Annotated in this window: 16 protein-coding genes; 5 read left to right on the forward strand and 11 right to left on the reverse strand. The window is 74.0% G+C overall.

What is annotated here, in order from left to right; all coding sequences use genetic code 11:
- Positions 1-8: 8 nt before the first annotated feature.
- Complete coding sequence (locus ACR807_RS35880) at positions 9-941, reverse strand: YihY/virulence factor BrkB family protein (protein WP_438925954.1); 933 nt, start codon at positions 939-941, stop codon at positions 9-11.
- Between the two features lie 82 nt (positions 942-1023).
- Between ACR807_RS35880 and ACR807_RS35885 the strand changes: the two genes are divergently transcribed.
- From ACR807_RS35885 to ACR807_RS35895, 3 genes are read left to right on the forward strand one after another with little or no spacing between them, the layout of a single operon-like run.
- Positions 1024-1428, forward strand: coding sequence for a phage holin family protein (locus ACR807_RS35885; protein ID WP_438925955.1), 405 nt, complete (start codon positions 1024-1026; stop codon positions 1426-1428).
- Positions 1425-2120, forward strand: coding sequence for a DUF3618 domain-containing protein (locus tag ACR807_RS35890; protein ID WP_438925956.1), 696 nt, complete (start codon positions 1425-1427; stop codon positions 2118-2120). Before ACR807_RS35885 ends, ACR807_RS35890 begins: the two co-directional genes overlap by 4 nt.
- Complete coding sequence (locus ACR807_RS35895; protein WP_438925957.1) at positions 2117-2407, forward strand: DUF4235 domain-containing protein; 291 nt, start codon at positions 2117-2119, stop codon at positions 2405-2407. The genes ACR807_RS35890 and ACR807_RS35895 overlap by 4 nt, the downstream gene beginning before the upstream one ends.
- 37 nt (positions 2408-2444) lie before the next feature.
- Here the strand turns inward: ACR807_RS35895 and ACR807_RS35900 are convergent, their stop codons facing one another.
- The 8 genes from ACR807_RS35900 to ACR807_RS35935 form a co-directional block, all read right to left on the reverse strand.
- On the reverse strand, positions 2445-2615 hold the full coding sequence (locus ACR807_RS35900; protein WP_438925958.1) for a hypothetical protein: 171 nt from the start codon (positions 2613-2615) through the stop codon (positions 2445-2447).
- Positions 2616-2676: 61 nt separating this feature from the next.
- The gene (locus tag ACR807_RS35905) at positions 2677-3438 is read right to left on the reverse strand and encodes an enoyl-CoA hydratase/isomerase family protein (protein ID WP_438925959.1); all 762 of its coding nucleotides are present in this window, start codon (positions 3436-3438) and stop codon (positions 2677-2679) included.
- Between the two features lie 46 nt (positions 3439-3484).
- Positions 3485-4102 (reverse strand): phosphatase PAP2 family protein, encoded by a 618-nt coding sequence (locus ACR807_RS35910; RefSeq protein WP_438925960.1) that lies wholly within the window; start codon positions 4100-4102, stop codon positions 3485-3487.
- 30 nt (positions 4103-4132) lie between these two features.
- Positions 4133-5065 carry a hypothetical protein gene (locus tag ACR807_RS35915; RefSeq protein ID WP_438925961.1) on the reverse strand — a complete coding sequence of 311 codons (933 nt, stop codon included), beginning with the start codon at positions 5063-5065 and terminating at the stop codon, positions 4133-4135.
- A gap of 108 nt (positions 5066-5173) precedes the next feature.
- Positions 5174-6388, reverse strand: coding sequence for a HEAT repeat domain-containing protein (locus ACR807_RS35920; RefSeq protein ID WP_438925962.1), 1215 nt, complete (start codon positions 6386-6388; stop codon positions 5174-5176).
- Positions 6389-6463: 75 nt separating this feature from the next.
- Positions 6464-7336, reverse strand: a complete 873-nt coding sequence (locus ACR807_RS35925; protein WP_438925963.1) for an esterase/lipase family protein — start codon at positions 7334-7336, stop codon at positions 6464-6466.
- A 145-nt stretch (positions 7337-7481) separates the two neighbouring features.
- Positions 7482-8369 carry an alpha/beta fold hydrolase gene (locus tag ACR807_RS35930; protein ID WP_438925964.1) on the reverse strand — a complete coding sequence of 296 codons (888 nt, stop codon included), beginning with the start codon at positions 8367-8369 and terminating at the stop codon, positions 7482-7484.
- A gap of 62 nt (positions 8370-8431) precedes the next feature.
- Entirely contained in the window at positions 8432-10504 is a 2073-nt protein-coding gene (locus ACR807_RS35935) for an ATP-binding protein (RefSeq protein ID WP_438925965.1), read from the reverse strand.
- A gap of 267 nt (positions 10505-10771) precedes the next feature.
- Here ACR807_RS35935 and ACR807_RS35940 point away from each other — a divergent pair, with 267 nt between their 5' ends.
- Positions 10772-13120, forward strand: coding sequence for a Tex family protein (locus ACR807_RS35940; RefSeq protein WP_438925966.1), 2349 nt, complete (start codon positions 10772-10774; stop codon positions 13118-13120).
- A 236-nt stretch (positions 13121-13356) separates the two neighbouring features.
- Positions 13357-14934 carry a phytoene desaturase family protein gene (locus ACR807_RS35945; RefSeq protein ID WP_438925967.1) on the forward strand — a complete coding sequence of 526 codons (1578 nt, stop codon included), beginning with the start codon at positions 13357-13359 and terminating at the stop codon, positions 14932-14934.
- Between the two features lie 65 nt (positions 14935-14999).
- On the opposite strand, the gene ACR807_RS35950 is transcribed toward ACR807_RS35945, so the two are convergent.
- Together ACR807_RS35950 and ACR807_RS35955 are read right to left on the reverse strand one after the other, a co-directional pair.
- Complete coding sequence (locus ACR807_RS35950; protein WP_438925968.1) at positions 15000-15437, reverse strand: SRPBCC family protein; 438 nt, start codon at positions 15435-15437, stop codon at positions 15000-15002.
- A gap of 34 nt (positions 15438-15471) precedes the next feature.
- Entirely contained in the window at positions 15472-16692 is a 1221-nt protein-coding gene (locus ACR807_RS35955; protein ID WP_438925969.1) for an ABC transporter substrate-binding protein, read from the reverse strand.
- Positions 16693-16958 lie beyond the last annotated feature (266 nt).

Genomic DNA, 16958 nt, shown 5'->3' on the forward strand with positions numbered 1-16958 from the left:
CACCGCGGTCAGTCGTCCATCGCGCGGGTGTCGCGCGGCGGGGCCACCGGGTCCTCGCCCGACGACTCCCCCGACTCCATCCGCCGCCCGCGCTCCAGCTCGGCGTCCAGCTCGGCCCCGAGCAGCAGCGCGATGTTCGAGATCCACAGCCACACCAGGAAGATGATCACACCGGCGAGCGAGCCGTAGGTCTTGTTGTACGAGCTGAAGTTCGCCACGTAGAACGCGAAGCCCAGCGAGGCCGCCACCCACACCAGCACGGTGACCAGGCCGCCCGGGGTGATCCACAGGAAGCTCGGCTGCCGCACGTTCGGCGAGGCCCAGAACAGCAGCCCGATCGCGGCGCTGGCCAGCAGGAACAGCACGGGCCACTTGGCCACGTCCCAGACCGTCACGAACTGCTCGCCCAGGCCCAGCAGGTCGCCCAGCCACCGCGCGACGCCGCCGGTCAGCGTGACGCCCAGCGCGGTCAGCGCCAGCAGCACCACCACGCCGACGGTCAGGCCCAGCCGCAGCGGGACGACCTTCCAGAACGGCCGGCCCTCCTCGACGTCGTAGATCGAGTTCGCCGCGCGCATGAACGCGCCCACGTACCCCGAGGCCGACCACAGCGCGGTCACCAGACCGACGATCGCCAGCGGGCCGGTGGCCTTCGACTGCTGGAGGTTCTCGATGCCCCCCGCGATGAAGTCCTTGGCCTCGCCGGGCCCCAGCATGTCCAGGCTGTCCACGATGGACTGCGTGGCCTGCGGTCCGAGCAGGCCGAGCAGCGTCACCAGCAGCAGGATGCCGGGGAAGAGCGACAGCACCGCGTAGTAGGTGAGCGCCGCCGCCCAGTCGGTGAGGTTGTCGTCGTTGAACTCCTTCACCGTGCGCTTGAGGACGCCCCACCACGAGCTCTTGGGCAGTCTGGTGGGTGCGTCGGGTGCTCGCGTCGCCATGAGCGCCGGGGTTCCCCCCAATCCCGTGCGTACACCACGCGTGTTCTGGGTAGTCGGGGGTCGACTGAGAGAGGAGACGGCCATGGACCACGTCGCCACCGACCGGGAACCGTCCACCGCCGAACTGGTGAGCAGGCTCTCCGAGCAGGTGAGCAGGCTGGCGCGGGACGAGATCCGGCTGGCCGCGGCCGAGATGCGCGAGAAGGGCAAGCGCGTCGGCACGGGAGCCGGTCTGCTCGGGGGCGCCGGTGTGCTGGCCTGGTTCGGGCTGGGCACGGTGATCGCGGCGTTCGTGCTGCTGCTGGCCACCGCGCTGCCCGCGTGGGCCTCGGCGTTCATCGTCGCGGCCGTCGTGCTCCTGGTCGCGGGCGTGCTCGCGCTGGTCGGCCGCAAGCAGATCGAGAAGGGCACCCCACCGGTGCCGGAAGAGGCCATCGCGGGCGTGAAGCAGGACATCGCCACCGTGAGCGAGAGGGCGCACCGATGAGCGGCAAGGACGTTCCCGAGAACCCGGACGAGCTGCGCGCGGACGTCGAGCAGACGCGGCGCGAGCTCGGCGAGACCGTGGAAGCGCTGGCGCACAAGGCGGACGTGCCCGGGCGGGTCAAGGAGAAGGCGCACGAGAAGGTGGAGAAGGTGAAGGAGAGCGCGACGCGCGCCAACCAGGCCGTCACGGCGGCGGCGGGCAAGGCCACCGCCAAGGTCGGCCACGTGACCGACAAGGTCGGCGAGAAGGCGGCGGCGGCCGGGGCGGCCGCGGGCGCCGCGGCGGCCAAGGCCGGCGAGAAGGCCGGGTCGGCGGGCGCCCAGACGGGTGTCGCCGCGGGCCAGGTCGGCGAGAAGGCGAGCGCCGTCGCGCAGCAGGTGACCGAGAAGGCGACGGCGGTGGCCGGCCAGGTGTCGGAGAAGGCCACCGCGGTGGCCGGGCAGGTGTCCGAGAAGGCGGGCGTGGCCGCGGACAAGGCGGCGGCCGTGGCGAGCCAGGTCGGCACGAGGGCGAGCGCGGTGGCGGACCAGGTCGGCACCAAGGCCGCGCAGGCGGTCGAGCAGCTGCCCCCGCCCGTGCAGCAGCGCGTCGACCGGGGCGTGCGGCAGGCCCGCAAGCACCCGGCGGCGGTCGCGGCCGGCGCGGCGGCGGTCGTGCTGCTGCTGTGGAAGCTGGTCAGGAGGGGGCGGTGAACGTGAACAAGCTCCTCTACCGCCCGCTGGGCATGCTGTTCGGCGTGCTCGGCGGCCTCGCGGCCAGCGCCGTGTTCGGCCAGGTGTGGAAGCTCGCCACCGGCACGAAGGAAGCCCCCACCCCGACCCAGAAGGACCGGGGGTGGGGCGAGGTGCTGCTGGCCGCGACCATCCAGGGCGCGATCTTCGGCCTGGTCAAGGCCGCGATCGACCGGGGTGGCGCGACCGGCTACGACAAGCTCACCGGCGAGTGGCCCGGTGACGCGAACAAGTACGACGGCGACTGACGCCGATCCGTCCGGACCCCGGAGGGGACGGGCCGCCCTACTCGGGCTGCTCGTCCCCTCCTTCCGCGCGGCGGCGCTCGTCGTCGCGCTCGCGCCGCTCGTCCTCGTCCAGGAACTGCTCGGCGTCCACGTCGAGGTCGGGCGGTTCCGGCGTGTTGGGCGGCTTGGGCGGGTCGGGGGTGAGGGGCCTGTCCTCGGGTTCGGTCATGTGCAGGGAGTTACCCCGACGACCGCTTCTTGAACACCCCGGAGGGGTCGGAACCCGGGGTTCAGAACCTGGGCGGGCGCTTCTCCAGGAACGCGGCCACGCCCTCGGCGTACTCGGGGCTGTGCACGGCCTCGTCGTAGAGCGCGCGCACCGCGTCGTCCTCCTCGTGCTGCCCCTCGGTGATGCGGTGCACGATCTGCTTCGCGCCCCGCACGCTGACCTGGGCGCGGGCCGCGATCGTGGTGGACAGCCCCTTGACCCGCACGTCCAGCTCGTCCGGCGCGTGCACCTCGTTGACCAGGCCGATGCGCAGCGCGGTCGCCGCGTCCAGGATCTCGCCGCCGAACAGGATCTGCTTGGCCCACGCCGGCCCCACCACGTCGACGAGCTGCTTCGTGGACGCGAAGGCGTAGACGATGCCCAGCTTGGCGGGCGTGATGCCGAAGCGCGCGTCCGCCGCCGCGACCCGCAGGTCGCAGGCCAGCGCCACCTCGCAGCCGCCGCCGATGCAGAACCCGGTGATCGCGGCGATGGTCGGCTTGCCGAGCGTCGTGATGGCCCGCGCGCCCGCGTGCACGGCCTCGCTGTACCGGGCGGCCCCCTCGGCGCCGCTGCGCAGCGTGCCGAACTCGCTGATGTCGGCCCCGGCCGAGAAGTGCTCGCCGCCGCGCACGACCAGCACGCGCACCGCGTCGTCGTCGCGCACCCGCGCCATCAGGTCGGGCAGCGCGGACCACATCCCGTAGCTCAGCGCGTTGCGCTTGGCGGGCCGGTCGATGGTCAGCGTCGCGATCGGCCCGTCGGTCTCCAGCCTGAACGTCATCACCGCAGGGTAAGGGCCGCCCGGCGGTCACCGGGGGTGAAGGCCGTCACGTGAGCGACCAGAACGCGATCCCGCCGACGATCGCGCCCATCACCGAGCCCACCACGACCTGCGGCACGGTGTGGTGCCCCAGCGCCACCCGCGACCACGCCACCAGCGCCACGAAGGGCGAGGCCAGCAGCACCCACGGGCCGTAGGTGATCGCCAGCACGACGACCGCGCCCCCCGCCACGGCCGCGTGGAAGGAGACCTTCCAGCCGCGCGTGCCGCCGACCGGCAGGGCGAACGTGACGAGCAGGCACAGCAGCAGGCTGAGGAACATCGCCACCGACAGCCCCAGCACGGTGGGCGGCGCGCCGCCGAGCACCAGCGCGGTGATGCCGAGCGCCAGGGACGCGACGCAGGTCAGCAGCGGGACGAGCCGGCCCTCGCGGTTGGTGACGTGGTGGCCGTTCCAGTGACCCCGCCGCGCGCCGCGCACGACGACCGCCATGGGGATGACCGACCCGGTCAGGCCGACCACCGCGCCCCACAGCAGGGTCTCCGGCACGCTCCTGGTGGCCTGCCAGGCCACCAGGAGCGGCACGCCGATGACGATGACCCACGGGGCCAGCGCCTCCGTGGCCAGTCGGGCCAGGGGCGGTGCGGGCGCGCGTGCGGTCATGATCGGGATGGTAGCGGCGCGGGGCCGTTCCTACCGGTAGGCGTTGCGGGTGTACGTCGTGCTGAACTCGCCCTTGTTGCCGAAGTACACCGAAACGAGGTAGGCCGGATCGGTCGCGAGCAGGCCGCGCTGGAGGTCCGAGCCGTCGTTCTGGTCGTCCCAGCCCCACGCGGAGTTGGCCGCGTTGTCCTTGCCGTTGTCGCCGCGGAACGTGCCCCAGCTCGCGAACGTCGCCGTGCCGGACCGCTGCGCCCACAGGCCGCCGGCGGCGAAGGTGTCCACGAGCCGGTAGCCGACCGATCGGTCGTTGCCGCCCGAGGGCACCTCGCCGGTCGCGGACGGCACGTAGACCACGCCGTCGCCGCCGGGGAACTCCGCGCCGTTCCACGCGTAGAGGCCGTGGCCCTTGGCCTCCTGGCGGGTGGTGAACCGGGTGCCCTGCATGCGCAGGGTGCCGTCGACGGTCTCCCTGCCCGAGGTGAAGGTGCTGCCGGGTGCCACGTAGGAGTGGAAGTCGCTGTGCGCCACCGTCACGACGGCCTCCAGCTTCCCGTAGGTCGAGCCGTCCTTGCGGACGGTCGCCAGCAGGCCCTCCATGTCGTTCTCGTGGGTGAGCAGCGCGAACGGGTCGGGCACGTCGTCCCAGTCGCGCGGGTGGTAGAAGGAGTAGACCAGGAACCAGTGGGTCGAGGTCTCCGCCACCGAGTAGTAGGCGGCGCCGGTGAGGCGGGCGAGCGAGTCGTCCTGGCCCTCCCAGTTGTTCAGGGTGTTCCAGTCGCCGTCGTAGTCCACAGTGGACAGGTAGTCGGCGTCGTAGTCGGACGAGTCGGTGTCCTGGTGGTGCACCGGGGCCCAGTACTGGGCCAGGTCGGCGTCGCTCACCGCGTGCGCCGGGGTCGTGAGGAACACCGGGAGCGCGAGCGCCGCGGCCAGGGCGGCGGCGAACTTGCGTGCAGGGGTCATGCTCCACCTCCGTCAGGGGTCTGCCCGCTCGGAGCCAACGGGCCGAGCGGAACCCTCCGGTGAAGGAGTCGCCAACACAAGGGGTGATTCAGGTGATCGTTTCCCGGATCACCTCTGCCACGATCGGAGAACCCTCTGGAGCGCCTCGACCTCCACCTGATCGGCGGTTGCGCCCAGCCTCGCCCGCACCGCCGGGGCCAGTTCGGCGGCGTGCGCGGCCATGGCGGTGAGCACCTCGTCCAGCGGGGGCGCGAGGCGCCACGTGGCGCGGCGGCGGTGCACGGCCAGGCCGAGGCGCGGGCCGGTGAGGCGCCGGGCGAGCGGTTCGACGGCGCGTTCGTCGCCGAGCAGGGCGAGGGCCGCGAGGGCGGCGTCGGCGGCGGGCAGGTAGACGTCGCGGGCGGCCAGGGCGAGGTCGTCGGCGAACGAGTCGAGGTCGGCGGTCGGCGGGGTGGCGGACGGGGCGCGGACCGAGGCGAGCAGCAGCGCGGCGACCCGGCGGTTGTCCGGCTCGTCGTCGGCCAGCCGGTCGGCGACCAGCGGCAGCAGGTCCGGGTCCGGCCGGCCCCCGAGCAGGTCGCCGGACGCCCACAGCGCGCCCCGCCGCACCTCGGCGTGCGGGTGCGCCAGCCAGGCGGTGACCAGGCGGCGGTCGGGGACCTCCCGGTGCAGCCACCACACCGGGTTGGGCGCGGCCCACCAGGTCTCCTCCCACACCTCCGGCACGGGGTCCAGCAGCGGCGCGGTGTCGACCTCGTCGCCCAGCCGGCGCAGGCCCACCACGGCGGCGACCCGCACCGCCCGGTCCCCGTCGCGCAGCAGGCCGGTGAACCAGTCGCGGGCGCCCGGGTCGTCGTGCAGCCCCGCGGCGACGACGAGGCCGAGCCGGGCGACCCGGTCCGGTTCGCCGTCGAACCGGTCGGCCAGCGCCCGCCACACGCCGCGGGCCTGCGCCAACGGGTACGTGACGCCCCGGCGCACCTCGACGTCCGGGTCGGCGAGCAGCGCGGTCAGCCTCGGCACGGCGCGTTCCCACGCCCCCGGCCACGCCGGGTCGACGGCGGCGGCCGTGCGCCCCGCGTGCCCCAGGTCGCCGACCACCTCCACCACCGCGGGCCGCACCGTGACCGCCGGGTCCTCGGCCAGGTCGAGCAGCGCCGGCAGCGCGGCGGGCGCGGCCGAGTACACCCGCGTGCCGCCGCAGTGCACGACGTGGTCCAGCTCCCGCACCGCCGCCGCGGCGCGGTCGGGGTCGCGGGCCTCGACGAGCAGGCCGGGCACGTCGGTGGCCGGGCCGTAGGCGTGTTCCAACCGGTCCCACACGCTGGGCAGCCTAGGCCGCGCGGGGGCGTGGGTCAGCGCTGTTTCCCCCGCACGGCGGATCGGGCGCCGACGCGGTCAGGCCGCGGGGAACATCCGGGCCATGCCGGGCGGCGGGGTGAACCGCCGCCACCGGCCCGCGCGCTGGGCCAACCGGTCGGCCACCACCCACAGCACGGTCGCGTTGTAGCCGTACCCGAGGTGGCTGGACGCGACCGCCACGTTCTCCGCCCGCGGCCCTTCCGGCGACACGCACGCCCGCCACGCCACGATCCCGTCGGACCTGGAGTACACCGATGTCGACGGCACCGGGAACGGCGGCCGGGTGTGCTCCGGCGGCGGCATCCCCGCGCCCGCCACGTAGAACCGGGACAGCAGCCGGTAGACCGGGTTGACCCGGGTCTGGCGCAGGTCGGTCATCGCGTACGGGCTGCCGAGCGTGATGACCTGGCGGACCGTGCCGGGGTGCTCGCGGGCCAGCTCGCGGGCGAAGATGCCGCCCAGCGACCAGCCGACGACGCTGACCTTCCCGCGACCGCGCGCGGCCAGCTCGCGCAGCAGGGTCCGCATCCCCTCGACGGCCTGGACCGACGGGCCGATGTTGAGGCCCAGGCCCCAGCCGTGCACGTCGTAGCCGAGGTTGGCGAGGAACCTGCGCAGTGTCGCCGTCGCGCCGTCGTTGGCGCCGAGGCCGGGGAGGACGAGCACGGTGTGCCCGTCCCCGCTGGGCGCGGCGCGCAGGAGCGAGCGGGCGACGGCGAACTGGCCGATGTCGACGGCGGCCCTGGTGGGCTCGGTGAGGTACCACAGCAGCGCGGGAACGGTGGGCTCCGGCACAGCGGGTTCCGGCACGGCGGGTTCCAGGACGGCGGGTTCCGGCGCGATGGGTTCCGGGACGGCGGGCACGACCTCGCCCAGCCGCCCCGACGGGACCTCCGGCGGTGCTGACATGGCCCCTCCCCCGCTCCGCGTCGAGCGCACACCCCAGGTGACCATGGTGTTTCACCGGCGTGAAATCCGCCAGTACCGACGAGTCTCGATTCGGCCTACCGCGCCACCGGCCCCGCGCCCACCGCGCCCACCGCGCTCACCGCGCTCACCGCGAGAACAGGTCCAGCAGCCGTCGGGCGATCACCTCGGGGATCTCCAGCTGCGGCACGTGCCCGACCCCCTCGAAGACCTCGAACCCCCAGGCGGGGTTCCGCCGGGCCACCGCCTCCGCCGACTTGAGCGGGACGAGGCGGTCGCGGTCGCCGTGCGCCAGGTAGACGGGCGCCTTGACCCGGCTCATCGCCGTGTAGTAGCGGCGGCTCGTCGCGCCGGTCCACACCACCGACCGCGCGGCGGCGAGGAACGCCTCGTCCAGGCCCGGCACCTCCTCGCGCTGCTGCACGAGGTCCATGGACGCCAGGACCACCTCCTCGGGCACCAGCTTCGGGTCGGCGCACACGAGCTTCAGCACCCGCTTGACCTGGCGGCGCGGCGACACCCCCCGCCGCGACCGCTCCAGGAACCACTGCCCGACCCCCGGCACCGCGTACATCGCGAACGCGGCGGCCACCTGCGGGTCGAGGCGGGCGCCCAGCGGCAGCGGCACGGCCGGGTCCAGCAGGGCCAGGTGCGTCACGCCCGCCGGGCGGCGCGCGGCGTGCAGGATGGAGATCATCCCGCCCATGGAGTTGCCGACCAGCGCCGCGGGTTCGCCGACCACGTCGGTCAGGAACCGGTCGAGCAGGCGGGCGTTCGACGGCACGGTGGTGGAGCGGCCCTCGGGGTGGGTGAGGCCGAACCCGGCGAGGTCGACGGCCAGCACGCGGTGGCGCTCGACCAGGTGGGGTGCGAGCAGGCACCAGTTGAGGTGCGACCCGCCCAGGCCGTGCACGAGGACGACGGGCGGACCGTCGCCGCCGAAGTCGACGTAGTGCACCGGCCCGTCCAGGTCGGTGTAGCGGCTCGTCCCGCCCCAGTGGTCGAGTGTCGTCATGCCCGCGAGTATGACCGACCGCTCAGTACGCCCGAGCGGGGTGGTTCCGCCGCGGGCCCCGGTCAGCGGGTCAGGTGCGCCCGCACGTCGTCCGCGCGGGGATCGCCGATCGACTCGTACAGCTCGACGGCGAGCCGCCGGTGGGTCGCCGCCTCGTCCTCCCGACCGCGTCGGCTCAGCGCGGCACCGAGCAACTGGTGCGACACCGCCCGGCCGCCCCGGTAGTCGACCTCGGTCAGGACGGTCATGGCGTTCTCGACGTGGTCGACGGCGCGGTCCACGTCCCCGAGCGCCAGGTAGACCTCGCCCACGGTGTTCAACGCGTTGCCGACGTTGCGCTGGTCGCCCTGCTCGCGCCTGATCTCCAGCGCCCGCAACGACTCCTCCAGCGCGAGCCGGGTCTCACCGGTCTCCAGGTGCGCGTGGGACAAACCGCTGAGCGCCGTCGCCTCGCCCCAGGCGTCCCCGTCCTCCAGGTGCATGGCCAGGGCCCGCTGGAACATCCCGATGGCCTCGGCGTGCCGCCCCAGCCCGTTGAGGGTCGCGCCGGTGTCGCGCAGCGCCCACGCCTCGCCCCAGCGGATGCCGACCCGCTGCCAGCAGAGCAGCGCCCGTTCCAGCTCGGCGAGCACGGGCTCCGACTGCCGCAGCTCGCGGCGCGCGATGCCCACGCTGGTGAGCAGCCACGCCTCGGCCGCCACGTCGCCGGCGGCACGCGCCGACGCGATGCCGATGTCGTGCGTCGTCACCCAGTCGACGAGCGGTTTCCGGGTGAGGAGCAGGCCGAACATCAGCACCGGGAGCCGCCACGCCAGGTCGTGCTGACCGGTCGCGGACGCCTGCGCGACCGCCGCCATCAGGTTGGGCTGCTCCGCGTCGCACCACTGGAGCGCGGCCCGGCGGTCCGCGAAGGCCGGGACGGCGGCGGTCGTCGCGGGCAGCTCGACCGGGATGGTCGTGTAGTAGGGCATGATCACGCGGACGGCCGCCCGCAGGGAGTGCGCGTACCAGACCAGCAGGCGCCGGGTCGCCGCCCGGCGGTCGGCCTCCGGTTCACGGGTCTCGACGCGCTCCACCGCGTGGAGCCTGAGCAGGTCGTGGAACTGGTAGCGGCGCCCGGGCTTCTCGGTGAGCATGTGGACCGAGGTCAGTTCGGCCAGCAACCGCCTGGCGCGCCCCTCGGTGAGGTCGAGCAGGGCCGCCGCGGCGGAGAGGCCGATGTCCTGCCCCGGCATCAGCCCGAGCAGCCGGAAGGCCCGCGCGGCATCGGGGGACAGCGCGTCGTACGACCACGAGAAGACCACGCGCACCGCCGCGCTCTCGTCGTCGCCCGACGTGAGGACGTCCAACCGCTCGCGCACCTCGGCCAGCTCCTCGACCAGGTCCTCGACCGAGGTGTGCGCGCTCGACGCGAGCCGTTCGGCCGCGATGCGCAGCGCGAGCGGGAGGTAGCCGCAGTAGGCGGCCAGCAGGTCGGCCGCGGCCGGCTCCGCGTCGACGCGCTCGTCCCCGACGACCTGGCGCAGCAGTTCGAGCGCCCGCTCCGGTGGCAGCACGTCCAACGGCATCCGGTGCGCTCCGTTCCCCGCGGCGAGCCCGACCAAGTGGTTACGACTGGTGATCACCACCCTACAGGTCGCCGTTCCCGGCAACAGCGGTCTCACCTGCTCGCAACTCGACGCGTTGTCGAGCAGGATGAGCATCTTCCGGTTGTGCAGCAACGTCCGGTAAAGAGCGGCACGCGCGTCGACGTCCGCCGGTATCAGCTCGTTCGGCGTGCCCAGCGCGCGCAGCACGCGGTCCAACCCGTCGGCGGCGGTGACCGCGCGTTCCCGGTGGTAACCGCGCAGGTCGAGGAACACGTCCCCGTCGACGAACCGGTCGCGCACCCGGTGCGCCCAGTGCGTGACCAGCGACGTCTTCCCGACACCGCCGATGCCCGCGACCACCTCCACGGGGGACGCCTCGGAGTCCGGCACGTCGAGCCACGAGTGGAGGCGCGCCAGGTGGTTCTCGCGGTCGGTGAAGTGCGGGACGTCGGGCGGCAACTGCCTCGGCACGGGCATGGCCCACCCCGGGTCGTGGAAGTGCACGCCGCCGTGCACGTCACGCGCTTGGAGCACGTTGTGCGCCACGCCTTGGACGTCGTTGCGTAAATCGCCGCCGTCGACCACGAGGACCTCTGTGAACTCGGATGAACACCGCGTGAACCGCAGAAGGTAGTGGAGCGGCGGGCGGACCGACCAGGACGAATTCCGTTGACCCGATCGGCGGGCGGCCATCGGCAGTAATCACCCGGTCAAGTGAAATGGACGCGTTTTCGCGCTTGTGGCGGGCGACCACCTCGGGCGATCCCCGACCCCGCGGCACGGGGTGTCCCCAGCACGGCACAATGGCTCGCTGTGACCACACCCATCAACCAGAGGATCGCCGACGAGCTGGGCGTGCGGGCCGGGCAGGTCAGCGCGGCCGTCGACCTGCTCGACGGCGGCTCCACCGTGCCGTTCATCGCCCGCTACCGGAAGGAGGCGACCGGCGCGCTGGACGACGCCCAGTTGCGCACCCTGGAAGAGCGGTTGGGCTACCTCCGCGAGCTGGAGGAGCGCCGGACGGCCGTGCTGGAGTCGATCCGGTCGCAGGGCAAGCTGGACGACGCCCTGGAGGCGTCGATCCTGGCCGCGGACTCCAAGGCCCGCCTGGAGGACCTCTACCTCCCCTACAAGCCCAAGCGGCGGACGAAGGCGCAGATCGCGCGCGAGCAGGGGCTCGAACCGCTGGCCGACGCGCTGCTGGACGACCCGTCGCTGGACCCGCAGGTGGTGGCGAAGGAGTACGTGACCGAGGAGGTCGCGGACGTCGCGGCGGCGCTCCAGGGCGCCCGCTCCATCCTGGTCGAGCGGTTCGGCGAGGACGGCGACCTGATCGGCGAGCTGCGCGAGCGGATGTGGACGCAGGGCCGGGTGGCGTCGAAGGTCCGCGAGGGCAAGGAGGAGGACGGCGCGAAGTTCTCCGATTACTTCGACTTCTCCGAGCCGTTCGCCAAGCTCCCCTCGCACCGCATCCTCGCCCTGCTGCGCGGGGAGAAGGAGGAGGTCCTCGACCTGGTCCTGGACCCGGGCGACGAGGACGAGCCCACCGGCTACGAGGCGCGCATCGCGTCCCGCTTCGGCGTGGACGACCGGGGTCGCCCGGCGGACAGGTGGCTGTCCGACACGGTCCGCTGGGCCTGGCGCACCCGCATCCTCGTGCACCTGGGCATCGACCTGCGCGCCCGGCTGCGGGCGTTCGCCGAGGACGAGGCCGTGCGCGTCTTCGCCTCGAACCTGCGCGACCTGCTGCTCGCGGCGCCCGCCGGCACCCGCGCCACGATGGGCCTGGACCCGGGTTTCCGCACCGGCGTGAAGGTCGCCGTGGTCGACGCGACGGGCAAGGTCGTCGCCACCGACACGATCTACCCGCACGTGCCCGCGAACCGCTGGGACGAGTCGGTCGCCAAGCTCGCCGTGCTCGCGAAGAAGCACGACGTGGAGCTGATCGCGATCGGCAACGGCACCGCCTCGCGCGAGACGGACAAGCTGGCGGGCGACCTGCTCAAGCTGCACCCGGACCTCAAGCTCACCAAGGTGGTGGTGTCGGAGGCGGGCGCGTCGGTGTACTCGGCGTCGGCGTTCGCCTCGGCCGAGCTGCCCGGCCTGGACGTGTCGCTGCGCGGCGCGGTGTCCATCGCGCGCCGGTTGCAGGACCCGCTCGCCGAGCTGGTGAAGATCGACCCGAAGTCGATCGGCGTGGGCCAGTACCAGCACGACCTGTCGGAGTCGAAGCTGTCGCGCTCGCTCGACGCGGTGGTCGAGGACTGCGTGAACGCGGTCGGCGTGGACCTGAACACCGCGTCGGTGCCGCTGCTGACCCGGGTCTCGGGCATCACGGCGGGCCTGGCGGAGAACATCGTGCTGCACCGCGACTCGAACGGCCCGTTCCGCTCGCGCCGGTCGTTGAAGGACGTGGCGCGGCTCGGGCCGAAGGCGTTCGAGCAGTGCGCGGGCTTCCTGCGCATCCCCAACGGCGACGACCCGCTCGACGGGTCCGCCGTGCACCCCGAGGCGTACCCGGTGGTGCGGCGCATCCAGCAGCGGGCCGGCACGGAGCAGCTGATCGGCAACACGGCGGTGCTGAAGTCGTTGCGGCCGCAGGAGTTCGTGGACGACAAGTTCGGCCTGCCGACCGTCACGGACATCCTGCGCGAGCTGGAGAAGCCGGGTCGCGACCCGCGCCCGGCGTTCAAGACCGCGACGTTCGCCGACGGCGTGGAGAAGATCGCCGACCTCAAGCCCGGCATGGTGCTGGAGGGCGTGGTGACGAACGTGGCCGCGTTCGGCGCGTTCGTCGACATCGGCGTGCACCAGGACGGCCTGGTGCACATCTCGGCGCTGTCCGACACCTACGTCAAGGACCCGCGAGACGTGGTGAAGTCCGGTGACGTGGTGCGGGTGAAGGTGCTGGAGGTCGACATCCCGCGCAAGCGGATCGGGCTGACGCTGCGGTTGCAGGACGAGCCGGGCCGCAAGCAGCCGCGCGACCAGCAGCAGGACGGTCGACGCGGTGGCGGCGGCGGGCAGCGCGGTGGTCAGCGCGGTGGCGGTCAGCGCGCCGGCGGCGGCGGCGGTGGCGGCGGTCGGCAGCAGGAGCGCCCGCCGGCCAACGGCGCGATGGCCGAAGCGCTGCGGCGCGCGGGGCTTGGCGGCGGCCGGTAGGGGTACCCGCGCGGCATGGGGGTCGTCGTCACCGGGACCGGCGGCGGGGCGGGCACCGCCCCGCGCCGCGCGCCCCGGGACGACGACCCTGCCGGCGGTGGGTCCGGTGCGACGCCCGTCCCCCGCCGCCTCAGCGTCCACTGTGGACGCGACGCGACCGCGCGGCCCGGTGGGCACGGCGGCGCGCGGTGGCGCAGACTGGGCCGTGGACGGCCGGGCGGACGGGGAGGGTTGCGTTGAGCGACGTCGTGGACGCGGTGGTCGTGGGAGCAGGGCCCAACGGGCTGGTGGCGGCGAACCTGCTGGCGGACGCCGGCTGGGACGTCCTCGTCCTGGAGGCGGCCGACGAGCCCGGCGGGGCGGTGCGCACGGCGGAGCTGGTGGAACCGGGGTTCAAGCACGACCTGTTCAGCGCGTTCTACCCGCTGGGCGTGGCGTCGCCGGTGATCGCCGGGCTGGACCTGGCGCGGCACGGGCTGGCGTGGCGGCACGCGCCCGAGGTGCTGGCGCACGTGCTGCCGGACGACCGGGCCGTGGTGCTGTCGCGGGACCCGGAGCGCACGGCCGCGTCGGTCGAGTCGTTCGGCGCGGGCGACGGTGACGCGTGGTTGGCCGAGTTCGCCGACTGGCAGCGGGTGCGCGACGGGATGCTGGAGGCGCTGATGCGGCCGTTCCCGCCGGTGAGGGCGGGCGCGGGGCTGCTCGGCGCGCTGGGCGCGGGCGGGGCGCTGCGGTTGGCGCGGTCGTTCGTGCAGTCCGTGCGGGCGTTCGGCGACGACCGGTTCGCGGGCGAGGGCGCGCCGCTGCTGTTCGCGGGCAACGCGATGCACACCGACCTCGGCCCGGACCAGGCGGGCGGCGCGGCGTTCGGGTGGCTGCTGTCGATGCTGGGCCAGGAGTACGGCTACCCGGTGCCCGAGGGCGGGGCGGGCGCGTTGACGCGGGCGCTGGTGCGGCGGCTCGGCGCGGTCGTGCAGTGCTCGCGGCCGGTGGCGCAGGTGGTCGTGGCGGGCGGTCGCGCGCTGGGCGTGCGCGACGCCGAGGGCGGGTTCGTGCGGGCGCGGCGGGCGGTGCTGGCGGACGTGCCGGCGCCCACCCTGTACCTGGACATGGTGGGGCCGGAGCACCTGCCGCCGCGGCTGGTCACCGACCTGGAGCGGTTCGAGTGGGACGACGCGACGGTCAAGGTGGACTGGGCGCTGGACGGGCCGATCCCGTGGACCGCGCCGGGGGCGCGCGGCGCGGGGACCGTGCACCTGGGGGGCGACCTCAACGGGTTGGCGGCGAGCAGCACGGAGATCGCGTGCGGGAGGCTGCCGCGCACCCCGTTCGTGATCATGGGGCAGATGACGACGAGCGACCCGACCCGGTCGCCGGAGGGCACCGAGACCGCGTGGGCCTACACGCACGTGCCACGCGGCGAGCAGTGGTCGGCGGACCGCGTGCGGCGGCGGGCGGACCGGGTGGAGCAGCTGGTCGAGCAGCACGCGCCGGGGTTCCGCGACCTGGTGCGCGGCCGGTTCGTCCAGGGGCCGGGCGAGCTGGAGGACCGGAACCGGGCGCTGGTCGGCGGGTCGATCAACTCGGGGACGGCGGGCATCCACCAGCAGCTGGTGTTCCGGCCGGTGCCGGGGCTGGGCCGGGCGGACACGCCGGTCGACCGGCTGTACCTGGCGGGCGGGTCGGCGCACCCCGGTGGCGGTGTGCACGGCGCGCCGGGCGCGAACGCGGCGCGTGCGGCGCTGGCGCGCAACGGCCTGGCCGGGGACGCCTACAAGCTGCTGATCCGCGGCCTGCACCGCGCCGTGTACTGACCTCCCGCGCGGTGCCGACCCGCGCGGACGCCGGGCACCCGCGGGTGCCCGGCGTCGGGGGTCGTTCAGCCCTGCTGGCGGGTCGCGAGGTCTGCGAGCCGGCGCAGCGTCTCGTGGTTGCGGGGCTTGAGGAACAGCGCCTGCGCGGCCTCCGGGAGCAGGGCCGTCGGTCCCTTGACGGCCTCCTCGGACATCACCACCTCGGTGCCGCCCGGCACCTCGGCCAGCTCGAACCGCACCCGCGCCGCGCCGATGGGCCACAGCCGGGCCTCCAGCTCCAGCAGCCGCCCCGGCTCGTGCGCCACCACCGTCGTCACGTCCTTCACCGCGACCGGCCACGCGCCCACGCTGTGGTGGATGCGCGTGCCGATCGCGGGCCAGCCGTCGTCGACCTCGCGGATGTGGGCGGCCCCCACGACCCAGCCCGCGTAGGACCAGCCGTCCGCGAGCACCGCGAACACCCGGTCGACAGTCGTCGGCACCACCGCGCGCACCTCGATCACACCCGCCGGGTATCCCCGGAGCGGGCTGCGGAAACTAGCGGGCGCGGGTGCCCTTGAGCGCGACCAGCTCCGACTCGAACAGGTCGGCCACCACGGCCAGGCCGCCGGGGGTGGCCGGGTCGGGCCTGGCCACGTAGGACCGGGTGGCCGAGGGGCGGCCGGCGAGGGAGAAGCGCAGCGGGCCGGTGAGGCCGCGGGTGTCCACGGCGTTGGTGTCGGCGAACGCCCGCAGCACGCCGTCGCGGGTCAGGTCGCGCTCGGCGCACGCCTTCTCCAGGACGGCGGCGAACGCGACGCCGATGACGTAGCCGTGGTCGACCGAGCCGGTGGGCTCGACGCCGGGGAACTCCTCGGCGAACGCCCGGGCGACGTCGCGCGGTCCGGGCGCGTCGGCGGCGAAGGGGGCGATCGGCGAGACGACCCGGAGGCGTTCGACGACGGCCGCGGCGGCCGGGGAGTCGAGGATCAGCGGGTCGTAGCCCACGGCGTTGACCAGGAAGGGGACGTCCCAGCCGAGGCGCTCGGCGGTGGCCACGGCGGTCGCGGTCTGCTGCGGCGAGGTGCTGAGGAACACCGCCTTCGCGCCCGCGGCGCGCAGTTCGGCGACCTGGGCGGACACGTCGGCCGTCTCGGGCACGGACTTCGCGACCAGCCGCATGTCCCACCGCTCGGTGGCGAACCGGCTGCCCTCCAGCGCGTTGAGCCCGTAGTCGCCGTCGACGTGCAGGTGCCCGACGGTGTCGCCCGCGCCGATCGCGCCGGACCGCTTGAGGTGGTCGAGGCCGTTGATCACGTCGAGGTCGTAGGTGGTGCCGACGACGACCATGTGCGGGTTGCCGAGCAGGCTCGCCGACCAGGACGCGGGCGCGACCAGGGCGCGGGTCTGCATCAGGTCCGGCTCGATGGCCTCGGTCATCGGGGCCCCGGTGACGTCGACGAACCCGAGCACGCGGGGTTCCAGCTCGAAGTAGCCCTCCAGGGCGCGGGCGACGTCGTAGCCGTGGTCCTCCTGGACCAGCTCGACCTTGCGCCCGCAGATGCCGCCGCGCTCGTTCAGCTCGCCGAAGAACAGCTCGTAGCCCTTGATCCGGAGCGACGAGGTCGCCGAGAAGGGACCGGTCAGGTCGGTGAGGACGCCGAGCGAGATGGTCGTGCCGGTGACGCCCGGCCCGGCCTCGACCTGTCCGTCGTCCCCGCCGGAGCAGCTCGTGACGGCCAGGGCGACCGCGGCCGTCATGACGATCAGGTTGCGCACCAGTGAACTCCCGCCTCCGGTTACCGAGCGGTAGGAGTATTGGCGGGCGTGGTCCGGATCGCCTAATCCTGTGACATACCGCACGGTCGGTATGTCACAGGGAATCGTCGGCGCATCACTCGAACGGCGCACTACCGCGGAACACCCGGAAGGCGAGTGACACCGACGGTAAATGATCGGGTCCCGATGCAAAAGGGGATCACCGGCGGACGGTGCGGCTGCGGCGACGCCCTGTCGCCGCATGAACAGGGCGTCGCGCCCCCGCT

Origin of the sequence: Saccharothrix sabaoui, assembly GCF_051756985.1 — a bacterium.
Taxonomy (GTDB): Bacteria; Actinomycetota; Actinomycetes; order Mycobacteriales; family Pseudonocardiaceae; genus Actinosynnema.